We start from the raw sequence: 14,552 nt of genomic DNA on the forward strand, positions 1-14,552 counted from the left end.
GCCCGACCGGAGCGCACAGGAAAAGCTGGGCAGACCAGCAGATACTTTATGCCCACACACCGACACGTACCATCACAACCGACCACTACAGCCGGACCTCAGCTCATCGGTGGATCGAGGCTAAGCCGCGACGAGCGCACTGGGCTGGTCTGGTTGTGCCACAAGAAGCGGGTGCTGGCGATACAGGCGGAAGTTGTTAAACGGACCAGTGCGTACTCCGTCCGGGCGAACCCGATTGTGGCTCACCGCCATCTCGCGGTTGCCGATTAGCGTTGCTCACGGGTCGTCGGCGTCGGCGACTATCCTTCGACTTCGCCTTCTGACTCCCACCGCTCTTCCCTGGTGTCTTTTTGTGTGCGGGCACTCCTATCTCGCACGCTGGTCATGAGTAGTCCCTCGACGGTCGAGTCGTTGTTCGGGGCCGCCGCGGTCATCATGGTGGTATGCGCGTGGTCCGGGTCGCTGTAGGGCGGGACTACCAGCAGCAGGACCTTGTTGCGGTTGAGTCCGAGGACTTCGAGGGTGTTTATCGGCTGTAGTCGGTATCCATCGAGTCGTACGTTGCGCCCGCCGGTCGCGAGTTTAGCGGGCGCTTTTGCCCATTCGCTGAGGTTGTAAAGCACGCGATCGACGGCGCCGAGCCGAACCGACAGCACCGCAAGCAGGTCGGGCAGCTCTTTCGTGAGGTCATCACTGTGCGGCCACCAAGCCCCATCGACATACCCGGTTTGGGGTGCCTTGGGCTTCAAGCGCAACCGCGGCGTGTAATCCGGTGGCGTAAGGTGTCGACCGACCTGGGGTCGGGCTTGTTGTAGCGTCATGGCGACGCTCCTATCTTGGCCGCGAACCGGCCGAAATCAATCGAATCGCCGACGACACAACCTCATCAATTCCACGATGACAAGCAGATCGACGCTTCCAGTTCTGATAATAGATCTCCAGTACACAGGGTGTCGTAGCGCGCGTCAACACTGTAGACGTACAGTGTGGCTACAGTACGAGACAGAGGCGATAGGGGGAAGTGCGGCTGCAATGACGAAACTCCCGACCAGCGGGCCTACCGGGCCCGGTGCGGGCGCTGACGGTGATCACTCGTCCGGCGGGGCCGCCGGCGAACACAACGGGCCTATCAGCCGCTCGCTGATCCTGCAGACCGCGCTAGGCGTCATCGACCGCGATGGCGTGGACGGATTATCCATGCGCCGACTCAGCGACGCGGTAGGCCGGGATCCGACGGTGCTCTACCGGCACCTACCCAACAAGGCTGCAGTGCTCGACGGCGTCGTCGAGATCGTGCTGGAGCAGCTAATCGTGAACACCGCCGACCCGGACTGGGCCGCCCAATTACGCAGCGTCGCCCATGACTTCCGCGGGCTGGCCATAACACACCCCAACGTCGTACCGCTGTTGGTCACTCGGCCCCTGGCCACCCCGCTGGGCCAACGACCGCCGGGAATGTTGCGCCCTCTAGAAGACGTCCTGACGCTGCTCACCTCCGCCGGATTCACCGGAATCGACGCGCTGCACATGTACCGGCTGCTATTCGGCTTCTTGCATGGCCACATCCTCAACGAACTGCAGGAGGTGGTCGAACGACCCGAGGAAACCGACGACGTACTGCGCCTCGGCCTGCACCGGCTGCCGATCACCGAATTCCCCCACCTGCGTGCGCTCGCACCCGCCCTCGCCTCCTACGACGGCGAGGGCGAACTCGACCGCGGCCTCGACCTCCTGCTCACCGGCCTAACCGCAAACCGAACCCACCCCGACGCCTCACCCCGGTCCACGTAAGAAGACACTTGCGGCTTCGCCTTGCGGCGGCTCGTGATCCCGATGGCCATACTTAACACCCGAGACGGCATCGGGCTGATACCGGGCCCGCTCGATAAGACGAGCGCGGATGACCCTGACCGCTATGGGGGGCGACATCACGCGTTAGGCGGCCCACCTGGCACGCGATCGTGCGCGGTCGCTAGCGAACCCTCAACACCAGAGGCCGCGCACACATTTCGCGGCGCTACTTCCCGGCTTCGGTTGCCCCACCTTTGGAATCCCGCGTGGACTGTGCCGCAGCGATGCCTTTGTCGTCCCGCGGCGCGGTTTATACCCGCGCGGAGTACTTCGTGGACGGTCAAGTACGGCCTGTCGGTAGCTGCTGGCGTTGGTCTGCCCATGGCGGCATGGTTGCCGATAACTCGCGCTTCGATGATATGCGTCATGACCGTCTCTCTGTCTGCTCGCAGAAGCGAGTTGCTGGTTGTTGTGTGTCTTACATTGCGAATCGTGCGATCTGGAACAGCGTGGAGCTGACCTAATGGCGGATCGTGGCGCTGCTGCGGCGGCGGTTGCTCATGGGGTCGTGCGCCGACTTCTGGTGTTCAAGCTGCCGGATCAGCTCGCGCTTTACATCGCAGAGAGCGCGGGTGATGTCCGGGTTCTCAGCGACCGCCACTAGCGGCGCACGGCCGGGCAGGCTCGTGCGCAAAGTGACGCGCTGCTCCTTGCCGCCGCGGTCCTGCAACGAGGCTTCCACATCAATATCTCGCGGATCCCATCGTCCCAGCAGGTGGGGCCCGAGGGTCGACAACGTCTCCAATACGTGCGGGCGCTCCTTCTCTTTGAAACCCACACCCACATGTAGCACGTGCTCGCCGGAGGCATTTCGTTGCTTATTGCCAGATTTCATGATGGTCGTTCTCCTTTGACTGATGGTGTGAGCACGCGGGCAGTCGGGATTGTCCCGAAGCGTGTCGTCATGCAGTGGTCGAACCCGATTTCCCGGGGACAGAGGAAACACACTGATCCTGGCGGCAAATTCCCTGTGAACTGGGCCGAAGGCTGGTTTCCGTTTGGTCTCCATTAAAGGCTGTTAGAAGGGAGCCTGTCAACGTTGTTAGCCTACGACGTAGACGCAAGTATGGTTTGAGATGTGTTGGTGCCTCCAAGGGCCAACATTTCCGTCGAACTATATCAGCCGTCAACGACGTCGGCCAACGATGTTGACAGTAGCTCGAGTAAGGCGTTTACTGGAGGTCTAGCAGCAGAAACCACGCGCCGAATGATTGTCATTCGTGGCAAACCGTTCTTTTTCGGGATCGCGTTTCGCGCGGTGGTGCTGTTGGGGTCAGCGTGCTGCTGGCCGGGCCTAGGTCTTCTGATCCCTGGCTCGGTCAGTGGTCGCGGGCCGACAACCAACACCCTAGGAGGTGGTTACTGTGCTTCATCCCGATCCATTCCGTGACATCGACAGACTCGCCGCGCAGCTGCTCGGTACATCGCCCGGATCCGCCCGAGTCCCATTGGCCATGCCGATGGACCTCTACCGCTCCGGTGATCACTACGTGCTTCACGCCGACCTCCCGGGCGTGGACCCCGATTCGGTGGACGTCAGCGTTGATGGCGGCGTCCTCGCTGTGAAGGCACAACGCAGCGAACGCACTGAACTCGACGTGCAGTGGCTGAGCTCCGAGCGCTTCACCGGCGGTTACATGCGTCGCGTGTTGCTCGGCGAGGACATCGACGTCGACCACATCGTCGCGACATATCAGAATGGGGTGCTGACCGTCACCCTCCCCGTGGCGGCAAGGGCCAAGCCGCGCCGCATCGAGATCACCCCCGGGGTACGTGAGGAAACAAAGGTCATCGAGCCCAGCGACTCATCCGACCAGCACACCACGACCTAGCCCCTCTTCACCTGACGAGGTTCAGGCGGATCATGCCGCCGGGCCTTGGCAGGTGAAGGAGCCCATTTCGCATCGAGTGCGCCAGCCGACAGCGCCCGGAGCGCTTCACCGAGGCCATCTGCCTCCGGCCATACACCGGGCACCTTTTTCGTGACAACCGAGTCCCAGGCGTTCGGCGTATTCAGTATCGGGAACGCGACCTTGTCGGCTTCCTTGCCTTCAGGAGTGCCCCTGGCGACCAGATAGATCTGGAAAGCGACGTATTGAAGGGCTGCTCGTATGTTGTTGATTATCTCGCCAGTGAAGTTCTTCGCCGGTTCTGCGCTGACTGCAACTTCCCAGCGGTAGCACACAAACTGCGCATTTCGTATGGCGCGGATACTGACACCGCCGCTCTCCATCCATTCTGTCAAGACGCCAATCAATTTGGCGTGCTGGTTCTTGGCTTCCGCCAGACGCACGTGGGAGTCTGTTAGATCAAGTACGTCGGTCATCTTGTCGGCAACGGTAGAGCGGCACTATCTAAACCTTGATCACGGATAGGGCAGGGCAAGCGCGCGCGATTTGGTCGAAGTCGGTGTCTTGCGTGACGACGGGAAGGCCGTGCTCGATCGCGGTTGCCGCAATGAGCGAGTCGGTCAGCTTCACGGCCCGATGCACGCCTGCCGTTCGGCAGTCCGCGACGAGTCGAGCCCACGAAACCATCACTGCTTCGCCAACCGGGATGGGATCTGCCACGCGTGCCAGCGCCAGGGTCTCCGCGCGTCGTGATCGGGTCACCGAGTCGCCCGCATTGAGCACGCCGAGTTGCAGTTCGCCGATCGTGATGATCGAAAGTGCCACACGGTTAGGCAGTTTCGCGACGGCACGGCCACTTTCTCGAGCGATGAAGACCGACGTGTCCAGTAGCCCAACTTCGCCGACCCGCTCGGTCACAGATTATCGAGGGTTTGGCCGGCAAGGTCGTCGAGTTCGTTGGATAGGCGCGCATCTGCCGCATGTTCGACGAGTTCATCCCGAAGGTATTCGCCCGACAGCCAACGAGCGTGGCGCCGGTACGGGACGATGTCGGCGACCGGCTCGCCATGCACCGTGAGCGTCACCTGCTCCCCGGCTTTGACCGCATCGACTACTTCACTGGTGCGATTCCGCAGGTCCCGCACGCCGACCTTCATGTGCGACAGCGTAGCACAAGCTGCCTCGCCCGCCCCGGAGGTCGACATCGCATTCACGCTGCCCCGCCCGTGTGAACAGGACGTTTGTAGATGACACCGTCTTTCATGACGAAATCGACTCGGCCGGTGACCTCGATATCGGTGAGCGGATCACCGGGCATCGCGATCAGATCGGCGATCTTGCCCCCGGCGATCACGCCCAGGTCGTCGAGCCGCAACAGTTCGGCGGCGACACTGGTGGCCGCCCGCAGCGCACGCAGCGGAGAGATGCCGGTCGACACCATCATCGGAAACTCTTGCCAATTCTCGTGATGCGGGAACATGCCGGCGTCGGTGCCAAACGCGATGCGCACGTTGCTGGCGGCCAACCGCTCGGCGGCCTCCAACAACGCGCCCCGGTATTTTCGCGCTTTGCGAGCCGCGTACTCGGGCACAACGGCCCACATCGGGTCGTCGTCGCCCCGCCGGGCGCCGGATAGGATCGCGTACTGGGTCGGCACCATAAACACCCCGGCGTCTTCCATCATCCGCAAGACCTCGGCCGAGGCGAGGTTGCCGTGCTCGATACTGCGAACCCCGGCCCGCACCGCCCGCCGGATGCCTTCGTCGCCGTAGCTGTGCGGGGTGGCCGGGACATCCAGATCGGCGGCCGTGGCGACCAGGATGTCCATCTCCTCCTGGCTGTAGGTGGCATGCCCGGGATCGTCCGACGGCGAGGCGAAGCCGCCGGTCGCGGCGAACTTGATCCAGTCGGCCCCGGCGCGGGTCTCTTGCCTGACCCGGGTGCGGATCTCGTCGCCACCATCGGCCGCCGCCAATTCCAGCCGCCGCGAGCAGCCCTGATACTGGTCGGCCGCCATCGCGCTGAAGTCGCCGTGGCCACCGCGTGCAGAAATCATGTGCGGCGCCACCAGCATCCGCGGTCCCTCGACGATGCCGGCGGACACCGCGTCGCGCAGATCGATCGTGGGGTAGTCGACGTCGCCGCAGCCCAGGTCGCGAATCGTGGTGAACCCGTTGCGCAGCAGGCTCCGCAGCACCGGCAGTGACTTCAACGCCTTCGCCGTGCTCGAATCGGCGGCCAGCGCGGGACTGAGCGGCGGTATCACCGTGACATGGGTATGGCAGTCGATGAATCCCGGTGTCAGCGTGTGCCCGGATAGGTCCACCACAGCCGCATCGGCGGGCGGTTCGATCGCGTCGCCGATCCGCTGAATCAGGCCGTCGACGACGAGTACTTGGCGCGGCGGCGCGGAATCCGAAATGCCGTCCCAGACTTTCGCGCCGGTGATGAGTGTCGCGGGCATGGTCGTCACCTCTCGGGCTTAGAAGCGGTAGCGCAAGATCCGCGCCTTGCGGGCCGGGGCCTTGAACCGCCCGGACAACCGGGTGGCAATCCGCAGCCAGCCCGGGAACAGGTCGACTTCGCGAGCGTGCGCCAGACTGGCCTCCTCGACCAGAGTTAGCCGCGGGTTCCAGGTCTCGGGATGGTGCGCGTCTTTGAATCCGGGGTAGCTCCACTGGCTGCCGACCGCGCTGAACATCTTCTGCGGCGCGAGCTTGACCGCCAACTTGCTGAACCAGCCGATCCGCCCGTAGTCGTTGAAGGCCAATTCGCCGGAACCGAAATGGTCGGTGATATGGCGGAACAGCCTGACTATCACCGACTCGGGCAGAAACGCAAACAGGCCGTCGGCGATCAGCATGGTGGGGCGGTCGGACGGAATCGGGTCCGTCCATTGGTCGTCGGCCAACGACGCCGCCACGGAATGGGCGCGCTCAGCGGCGGGCACCAGATCGTCACGTAGCGCGATGACGCGTGGCAAGTCGACGCTGTACCAATCCACAGTGGCCGGCGGCATGACCCGCAGCATGCCGGTGTCGAGGCCTGCACCAAGATCGACGACGACGGCGTTGGGATGTCGGGTGCTGAAATCCCGCACCCGGTCGTCGAGCATCTTGGCCCGCAGCGCCGACTGGCACACCACGCTCGATGGCACACCGAGGCCGACGAAGTCGTAGTCGATCTTGCCCACGATCTCGTCGGCCAGGGAGTCTGCGAGGATCGGCTTCGGCGAACGGCTGTCGAGTGCACGGGCGTATTCGGTGAGAAAGGCGGTCTGTTCGACGGGGGTGAACTCCGCGGTCGCAACTCCCATACCGGCAAGGTACCCCGCGAAAGCGATTGGGCTGGACGTGTGGATACGTGATCCTCGGTTTCGGCACCGCGCTCTTCCCGGCGTTCTACCGTCGGAATCTATGGAAACCAGCGACGCGACGACCGTCGAGGTCGTGGCTGACGGGAACCGCGGCTCGATTACGTTGAACCGGCCGGAGAAGCTCAATCCGCTGAGCACCCGGACACTGAACGAACTGGTCGACGCTGCCCGCTGGTTCGACGCTCGGCCCGAGGTCAAGGTTGTCGTCGTCGGCGGCAATGGTCGGGCGTTCTCGGCGGGCGCCGATCTGGCCGCATTCGCCGGACCCGCCGAGGGTGCGGGTGCGCGACGGGAGGCCGCCGACGCCGGGCGGCGGATGGCCGACGCCGTCGAAGCGATGCGTGCCGTGACGGTTGCCCGCCTGCACGGCCACTGCGTTGGCGGCGCGCTGGTGCTCGCCGCCGCGTGCGACCTGCGGGTCGCCGCCGCGACGGCCCGCTTTTCCATTCCCGAAGTCGATCTGGGCATCCCGCTTGCGTGGGGCGGCATCCCCCGGCTGGTGCGTGAGATCGGGCCGGCGCTCACCAAGGAGCTGGTGATGACCTGCCGGCCGTTCGGGGCCGATGAGGCGAAGGCGGCCGGCTTCCTCAACCGGGTGGTGCCGGAGGCCGACCTCGATGACGAGGTCGAACAGCTGGTGCAACAGCTGCTCGCCAAGTCGGCGCTCACGCTCAGCTCGACAAAGCGCCACACCAACGCTGTGACCGAGGGGATGGTGGCAACCGCGCGAAGTTGGAGCGATGCGGACGCCCTCGTTACCGCACTGCACGACCCCGAGTCACGCGAAGCCGCCGCGGCCTACCTGAACCGGGTCCGTCGCCGTTGAACATCCGAGGAGGAACCGACATGACTACACCCGAGCGTCCGATCACCCTATGTGAGGCATTCCAGCGCACCGCGGCGGTCGACCCCGACGCCGTCGCGCTTCGGACACCGGGCGACGCGCAGACGTTGACCTGGCGCGACTACTCGGACCAGGTGCGTCAAGTCGCGGCCGGCCTGGCCGGGCTCGGGGTGCGGCGCGGCGACACGGTCTCGCTGATGATGGCCAACCGGATCGAGTTCTACCCGCTGGATGTCGGCGCACAGCACGCCGGCGCCACCTCGTTTTCGGTATACAACACCCTGCCCGCCGAGGAAATCACTTACCTGCTCGACAACGCGGGCACAAAGGTGATGATCTGCGAGGAACAGTACGTCGACCGGATCCGCGCCAGCGGAGCGGCCCTCGACCACCTCGTCTGCATCGACGGCTCACCCGATGGCACGCTGACGCTCGATGACCTCTATGCCGCCGGCGGCGACGACTTCTACTTCGAATCGACCTGGCGGGCAGTGCAACCCGACGACGTCGCCACCCTCATCTACACATCGGGTACGACCGGCAAGCCCAAAGGCGTGGAGACGACACACGCGAACCTGTTGTTCGAGGCGTTCACCGTGGAAGCGGTACTGGGCATCGAATTCGGTGACCGGATCACCTCGTTCCTGCCGTCGGCGCACATTGCCGACCGGATGACCGGCCTCTACACCCAGGAGGTGTTCGGCACCCAGGTCACCGTCGTCGCCGACGGCCGAGCGATCGCGGCTGCGCTGCCCGATACGCGGCCCACCATCTGGGGTGCGGTGCCGCGGGTATGGGAAAAGCTCAAGGCCGCAATCGAATTCACTGCCGTGCACGAACCGGATGAAGTCAAACGACAGGCACTGCAGTGGGGTCTCTCGGTTGCCGCCAGGCGCGCCGCCGCGCTGGTTGCCGGTGAACCCGAATCGGACGAGGTGACGGCCGAGTGGGCCAAGGCCGACGAGCTGGTGCTGTCCAAACTGCGAGAGCGGCTCGGCTTCGGTGAGCTGCGGTGGGCGGTATCCGGTGCGGCGCCGATCCCGAAGGAGACGCTGGCATTCTTCATCGCAATCGGCATCCCGATCGGGGAGCTTTGGGGCATGTCCGAGTTGAGTTGCATTGCCACCCTGAGCCATCCCCGCGACGCCCGGCTGGGGTCCGTTGGCAAGCTGTTGCCCGGGCTGGAGTCCAAGGTCGCCGACGACGGTGAGTACCTGGTCCGCGGACCGCTGGTGATGAAGGGCTATCGCAAGGAGCCGGCGAAGACGGCCGAAGCGCTCGACGCCGACGGGTGGTTGCACACCGGTGACATCCTCGACGAGGATTCCGATGGCTATCTGCGGGTGGTCGACCGAAAGAAGGAGTTGATCATCAACGCGGCCGGAAAGAACATGTCACCGGCAAACATCGAAAATGCCATCCTGGCCGCGTGCCCGATGGTCGGGGCGATGGTCACGATCGGCGACGGGCGGCCCTACAACACCGCGCTGATGGTCTTCGACGCCGACTCGGTCGGCCCGTACGCAGCCCAGCATGGGCTGGACGACGCCTCGGCGGCGGCTCTGGCGGCCAATCCGGAGGTGATCGGGCGAATCGCTGCCGGCGTGGCCGAAGGCAACACCAAATTGTCTCGGGTGGAGCAGATCAAGCGCTTCCGCGTGTTGGCGACGTTGTGGGAGCCCGGTGGTGACGAGGTGACGCTCACGATGAAGCTCAAGCGGCGACCCATCGCCGCGAAGTACGCCGCCGAAATCGAAGAGCTCTACGCGAGCGAGCCGGGTCCGGAGGTGCACGAACCCACGACCGTGCATTCAGCACAACCGGCATGAGCGCGCATCTGCTCGACAGGGTCGGGCTGCGAAAGACGCCCGACGCGGTGGCGCAGTTGCTCGGCACCCGGTGGTATGCGGAGCGGCTGAGCAAGTTGGCGGCCGACCTCGGTCGCGATCCGGCCGAAGTGCGCGCCGAGGCCGCGGGTTACATGCGCGAGATGGCGGCATCGCGGGACGAGCGGGCTGCCGAGGCGTGGCGTGGCTTCAGTCGCTGGTTGATGCGGGCATATGACGTGCTGGTCGACGAGGACCAGATCGCGCAGCTGCGCAAGCTGGATCGCAAGGCGGCCCTGGCGTTCGCCTTTTCGCACCGGTCCTACCTGGACGGCATGCTGTTGCCCGAGGTGATCGTCGCGAACCGGCTGTCGCCGGCACTGACCTACGGCGGGGCGAACATGAACTTCTTCCCGTTCGGCAACTGGGCCAAGCGCGTCGGGGCGATTTTCATCCGCCGCCAGACCCGCGACCTTCCGGTCTACCGGTTCGCGCTGCGCGCCTACACCGCGCAACTGGTGCAGAATCACACGAACCTCACCTGGTCGATCGAAGGGGGCAGAACCCGGACGGGCAAGCTGCGGCCACCGGTGTACGGGATCCTGCGCTACATCACCGACGCCGTCGACGAAATCGACGGTCCCGAAGTGTATCTGGTGCCCGTCTCCATCGTGTACGACCAGCTGCACGAGGTGGCCGCCATGACCACCGAGGCATACGGCGCCGTGAAACGGCCCGAAGACCTGCGGTTCTTGATCCGGCTCGCCCGCCAACAGGGTCAGCGGCTTGGCCGTGCCTACCTGGACTTCGGCGAACCGCTGCCGCTGCGCAAGCGTCTGGAGGAGTTGCGGGCCCAAGAATCGGCCTCCGGCAACGAGATTGAGCGCATCGCGCTGGACGTCGAGCACCGGATCAACCGGGCCACACCCGTCACGCCCACTGCGGTGGTGAGTCTCGCGCTGCTGGGCGCGGACCGCTCACTGTCCATCGCCGAGGTGCTGGCGACGGTGCAGCCGCTGGCCAGCTACATCAGCGCCGGGAACTGGACGGTCGCCGGTGCCGCCGATCTGACGAATCGGTCCACCATCCGCTGGACTCTGCACCAACTCGTCGCCTCCGGTGTGGTGAGCGTCTACGACACCGGCACCGAAGCGGTGTGGGGTATCGGCGAACACCAACATCTGGTCGCGGCGTTCTACCGCAACACGGCAATCCACATCCTGGTCGACCGCGCCATCGCCGAGACGGCATTGCTGGCGGCCTCAAGTAACCCGGTGGACGGCGTCGATTTCCTGGCGACGGTGCTCGACGAGGCGCTGCGGCTGCGCGAGCTGCTCAAGTTCGAGTTCCTGTTCTCCGCGCGTGCCGACTTCGAGCGCGACCTGACCGACGAACTGCGGCTGATCTGCGGCGTGTCCGACACCGCCGAGGTCTGCGGGCCGGCCGATGCGCGGCGACGGCTGGAGTCGGCCGACGTGTTGTTGGCGCATCTGGTGTTACGGCCGTTCCTGGACGCCTACCACATCGTCGCCGACCGGCTGGCGGCCTACGAGGACGAGCCGTTCGAAAAGAAGGCCTTTCTCGCCGAGTGTCTGCAGGTCGGCCGGCAGTGGGAGCTGCAGCGTCGAATCGCCAACGCCGAATCGCGGTCGATGGAGCTGTTCAAGACGGCATTGCGGCTCGCCGAGCATCGTGAGTTGTTCGACGGGCACGACAGTGGAGATCTGTGCAAACGCCGACAGCAGTTCGCCGACGAGATCGCCACAGCGACACGGCGAGTCAACGAAATCGCGGAACTGGCCAGAGCGCGATGATCAGCGCGGCCCAGGCGATCGACAAGGTACGGCAAGGGCCGAAGGGACCACAGATCGGCGCGTTCTTCGACCTCGACGGCACCCTGGTGCAGGGCTATACGGCTGCGGCGTTCTACTCCGATCGGATCCGCAGCCGTCAGGCGTCGTCCGGTGAGTTTCTGCGAATCCTGCTGTCGGCCTTGGACACCAGCCTTGGCGGTGACCCGACGAAATTTGCCGACGCCGCCTTTATGGGGTTACGCGGTCGCACCGAGGACATGTTGACCGAATTGGGGGAGCGGCTTTTCGTGCAGAAGGTGTCCGGCACGATGCGCGCCGAGGCCCGAGACCTGGTGCGGGCGCATCGCCGGATGGGCCACACGGTGGCGGTCGCGTCGTCGGCAACCAAGTATCAAATCGAGCCCGTGGCCCGGGACCTCGGTATCGAGCACATCCTGTGTACGCAGGTCGCAGTCGAAGGCGGAATGCTCACCGGCCGGCTCGCCGGGCCGATGCTGTGGGGTGAGTCTAAGGCCGCCGCGGTACGAGAATTCATGCGCGTCAACGGTATTGACCGTCGCGCCAGCTATGCCTATGCCAACGGCGCCGAGGACGTCGCGTTTCTGGCCTCGGTCGGCAATCCGAGCGCGCTCAACCCGCACCCGGGGCTGGCGGCGGCCGCAGCGGCGCAGGGCTGGCCCGTCGTCACCTTGCGTGAGCCGCGCAAACCGGGGCTGCGGGCACTATTGGGTACCGCGGCGGCGATGACCGCGTTCAACACCGGGATGGGCCTCGGGTTCGCGATCGGAGCGCTGCGCCGCGATCCCGAGCTCGGTCTGAACGCAGCGATACCGCTGGCCTGTAACGGTGCGCTGGCATTGGCCGGTGTGCGGCTGAATGTCGTTGGCGAATCCAATCTTTGGGCTTTCAGGCCGGCGGTGTTCATCGGCAACCATCAAAGTTCGCTGGATGTGCTCATCATCGGCTCCCTGGTGCGCCGCGACCTGACCGGGGTCGCCAAGAAGGAGGCCCGCTACGACCCGCGGATGATCATCGGCGGGGCACTGATGGATCTGGCGTTCATCGACCGGTCCGATCCCGAGTCCGCCCGCCGCGACGTCAATGCCTTGGTCGAGCGGATCCGCTCGGGCACGTCGGTGGCGATCATGCCGGAGGGCACCCGCACGCCGACGCCGACGATTCAGCGGTTCAAGAAGGGCGGATTCCACCTGGCGATGCAGGCCGGGGTCCCGATCGTGCCCATCGTCATGCGCAACGCCGGTGAACTGATGTGGCGTCGCTCGCTGGTCATCAACCCCGGCACCGTGGACGTCGCTGTACTGGAACCGATTCCGACCGACGACTGGACCGTCGACGGCCTGGACGCCCGGGTTGCCGAGGTCCGTCAGTTGTTTGTCGACACGCTCGACGACTGGCCCACTTACAAGGAGGTGTCATGACCGATCAGACCGTCGCGGAGGCGAACCTCGCGGCATGGTCCAAGGCATCCGGATGGGGACGCAGCCCGCGGATGACCGAATTCGAGGCGCTGATGTGGCGTTCCGAGCGTCACCCGCAGCAGTCGTCGACCATCCTCTCGGTGATGGTGTTGGACACCACCCCGGACTGGGACCGGCTGGTGGCCGCGCACGAGTGGGGTACTGCGCTGGTCGCCCGCACCCGTCAACGTGTGCTCGAACCCGCTGTGCCGGTCGGACCGCCCGCCTGGGTGCTCGACGACCACTTCGAACTCGGCTATCACCTGCAGCGGGCGCGGCTACCGGGCGACGGGTCGATGCGCTCGCTGCTGGACCACGCGGCAGCGTTCGGGATGGCGCCGCTGGATCGGCACCGCCCCCTGTGGGAGGCCCAGCTCGTCGAGGGCCTTGCCGACGGCCGCGCCGCGTACCTGCTCAAAATGCACCATTCGCTCACCGACGGCATGGGCGGAATCGAACTGCTCTCGTCGCTGCAGAGCCGTACCCGGGAGCACACCCCGGACAAGCCGCGCCCAAAACCGGATGCCAACGGCGACAGCGGCACCGATGCGATCCGGCTGGCTGTCAACGAGGCTGGTGAACGGCTGCTTGGATCTCCGCGTGTTGCGGCAGCCGTGGCCCGGTCGAGTCTGGGGCTGCTGCTACGCCCAGCTGACGCGGTCGGGGAAACACTGCGGTATATCGGGTCGCTACGCCGGGTGCTGTCGCCGCCGCCGGCCACCCCGTCGCCGCTACTGAAGGCGCGGACCGGACGGATGTGGCGCTACGGCGTATTGGAATGCCCACTGGCGCAACTGAAGTCGGTTGGCAAGACCGCTGGCGGATCGGTGAACGACGCGTTTGTGGCAGCGCTGCTGGGTGGGTTGCGGATCTACCACGAGCGCCACGGCGTCGAGCTCGAGCGACTGCCGATGGCGATGCCGGTGTCGCTGCGCAAGACCGACGACCCGATGGGCGGCAACAAGTGGGCCGGTGCGCTGTTCGCGGCGCCGATCGGCATCGCCGACCCGCAGGAGCGCATCGCGGCGATCCGCGGCACGGTGCTTTCGTTGCGCACCGAGCCCGCGCTGGACACCTTCTCGCTGGTTGCTCCGCTGGTGAACCGGCTGCCGTCGACCGTCGGCGCGATGTTCGCGAGGCTGGGCGCGGCGGCCGACCTGTCCGCGTCCAACGTGCCGGGCCTGCCGTATCAGACCTACCTGGCCGGGGCGAAGGTCGAGCGCGTCTATCCGTTCGGGCCATTGCCGGGTGTTGCCGTGATGGCAGCAATGGTCTCGCACGCCGGAACGTGCTGTTTCGGACTCAATATCGACGGCGCGGCCGTCGCCGACGTCGACGTGCTGATGGATTGCTTCCGCGCCGGCCTGGCCGAGACAACGGCAGTGAGCTAAGCCTCAATCCGTGGATGGGTAATTTCCGGCGTTCGCTTGCGGATTTCGGTGGGGTGCGGTCGGGCGTGGATGTAATGGGGCGTGCGTGATCTGCTGGCTTGTACCAGCTTTTCCTTTGTGGG

Annotated in this window: 13 protein-coding genes and 1 pseudogene; 7 read left to right on the forward strand and 7 right to left on the reverse strand. The window is 65.3% G+C overall.

The genetic code is table 11. From position 1 onward, the window contains the following. Window positions 1-299: 299 nt before the first annotated feature. Window positions 300-821 (reverse strand): DUF5994 family protein, encoded by a 522-nt coding sequence (locus ACRDTL_RS15770; RefSeq protein WP_431507645.1) that lies wholly within the window; start codon window positions 819-821, stop codon window positions 300-302. 211 nt (window positions 822-1,032) lie between these two features. Here ACRDTL_RS15770 and ACRDTL_RS15775 point away from each other — a divergent pair, with 211 nt between their 5' ends. Next, a complete protein-coding gene (locus ACRDTL_RS15775) occupies window positions 1,033-1,791 on the forward strand; it encodes a TetR/AcrR family transcriptional regulator (protein ID WP_431507646.1) in 759 nt (252 codons plus the stop codon). Between the two features lie 520 nt (window positions 1,792-2,311). Here ACRDTL_RS15775 and ACRDTL_RS15780 read toward each other — a convergent pair. Then, a complete protein-coding gene (locus ACRDTL_RS15780; protein WP_431507647.1) occupies window positions 2,312-2,686 on the reverse strand; it encodes a hypothetical protein in 375 nt (124 codons plus the stop codon). Window positions 2,687-3,215: 529 nt separating this feature from the next. Between ACRDTL_RS15780 and ACRDTL_RS15785 the strand changes: the two genes are divergently transcribed. Beyond that, the gene (locus ACRDTL_RS15785; protein ID WP_431507648.1) at window positions 3,216-3,683 is read left to right on the forward strand and encodes an Hsp20/alpha crystallin family protein; all 468 of its coding nucleotides are present in this window, start codon (window positions 3,216-3,218) and stop codon (window positions 3,681-3,683) included. Here ACRDTL_RS15785 and ACRDTL_RS15790 read toward each other — a convergent pair. The 5 genes and pseudogenes from ACRDTL_RS15790 to ACRDTL_RS15810 form a co-directional block, all read right to left on the reverse strand. Continuing rightward, window positions 3,680-4,177 carry a hypothetical protein gene (locus tag ACRDTL_RS15790; protein WP_431507649.1) on the reverse strand — a complete coding sequence of 166 codons (498 nt, stop codon included), beginning with the start codon at window positions 4,175-4,177 and terminating at the stop codon, window positions 3,680-3,682. The two genes, ACRDTL_RS15785 and ACRDTL_RS15790, sit on opposite strands and share 4 nt — an antisense overlap. Window positions 4,178-4,295: 118 nt before the next feature. Beyond that, window positions 4,296-4,619: pseudogene (locus tag ACRDTL_RS15795) on the reverse strand (PIN domain-containing protein); the annotation flags it as partial. Then, complete coding sequence (locus tag ACRDTL_RS15800) at window positions 4,616-4,858, reverse strand: type II toxin-antitoxin system Phd/YefM family antitoxin (protein WP_431507650.1); 243 nt, start codon at window positions 4,856-4,858, stop codon at window positions 4,616-4,618. The pseudogene ACRDTL_RS15795 and the gene ACRDTL_RS15800, both read right to left, overlap by 4 nt. 53 nt (window positions 4,859-4,911) lie before the next feature. Beyond that, a complete protein-coding gene (locus tag ACRDTL_RS15805; protein ID WP_431507651.1) occupies window positions 4,912-6,165 on the reverse strand; it encodes an amidohydrolase family protein in 1,254 nt (417 codons plus the stop codon). Between the two features lie 18 nt (window positions 6,166-6,183). After that, window positions 6,184-7,017: a class I SAM-dependent methyltransferase gene (locus tag ACRDTL_RS15810; RefSeq protein WP_431507652.1), complete on the reverse strand. Its 834-nt coding sequence runs from the start codon at window positions 7,015-7,017 to the stop codon at window positions 6,184-6,186. A 100-nt stretch (window positions 7,018-7,117) separates the two neighbouring features. On the opposite strand from ACRDTL_RS15810, the gene ACRDTL_RS15815 reads away from it, so the two are divergent. From ACRDTL_RS15815 to ACRDTL_RS15835, 5 genes are read left to right on the forward strand one after another with little or no spacing between them, the layout of a single operon-like run. Continuing rightward, complete coding sequence (locus ACRDTL_RS15815; RefSeq protein ID WP_431507653.1) at window positions 7,118-7,903, forward strand: enoyl-CoA hydratase/isomerase family protein; 786 nt, start codon at window positions 7,118-7,120, stop codon at window positions 7,901-7,903. A gap of 20 nt (window positions 7,904-7,923) precedes the next feature. Further along, the gene (fadD11, locus tag ACRDTL_RS15820) at window positions 7,924-9,750 is read left to right on the forward strand and encodes a fatty acid--CoA ligase FadD11 (RefSeq protein WP_431507654.1); all 1,827 of its coding nucleotides are present in this window, start codon (window positions 7,924-7,926) and stop codon (window positions 9,748-9,750) included. Next, complete coding sequence (locus tag ACRDTL_RS15825; protein ID WP_431507655.1) at window positions 9,747-11,561, forward strand: lysophospholipid acyltransferase; 1,815 nt, start codon at window positions 9,747-9,749, stop codon at window positions 11,559-11,561. The genes fadD11 and ACRDTL_RS15825 overlap by 4 nt, the downstream gene beginning before the upstream one ends. Then, window positions 11,558-13,000 (forward strand): HAD-IB family hydrolase, encoded by a 1,443-nt coding sequence (locus ACRDTL_RS15830; RefSeq protein ID WP_431507656.1) that lies wholly within the window; start codon window positions 11,558-11,560, stop codon window positions 12,998-13,000. The genes ACRDTL_RS15825 and ACRDTL_RS15830 overlap by 4 nt, the downstream gene beginning before the upstream one ends. After that, on the forward strand, window positions 12,997-14,430 hold the full coding sequence (locus tag ACRDTL_RS15835) for a wax ester/triacylglycerol synthase domain-containing protein (RefSeq protein WP_431507657.1): 1,434 nt from the start codon (window positions 12,997-12,999) through the stop codon (window positions 14,428-14,430). Before ACRDTL_RS15830 ends, ACRDTL_RS15835 begins: the two co-directional genes overlap by 4 nt. Window positions 14,431-14,552: the final 122 nt, after the last annotated feature.

The organism is Mycobacterium sp. (genome assembly GCF_050700595.1).
GTDB lineage: Bacteria > Actinomycetota > Actinomycetes > Mycobacteriales > Mycobacteriaceae > Mycobacterium.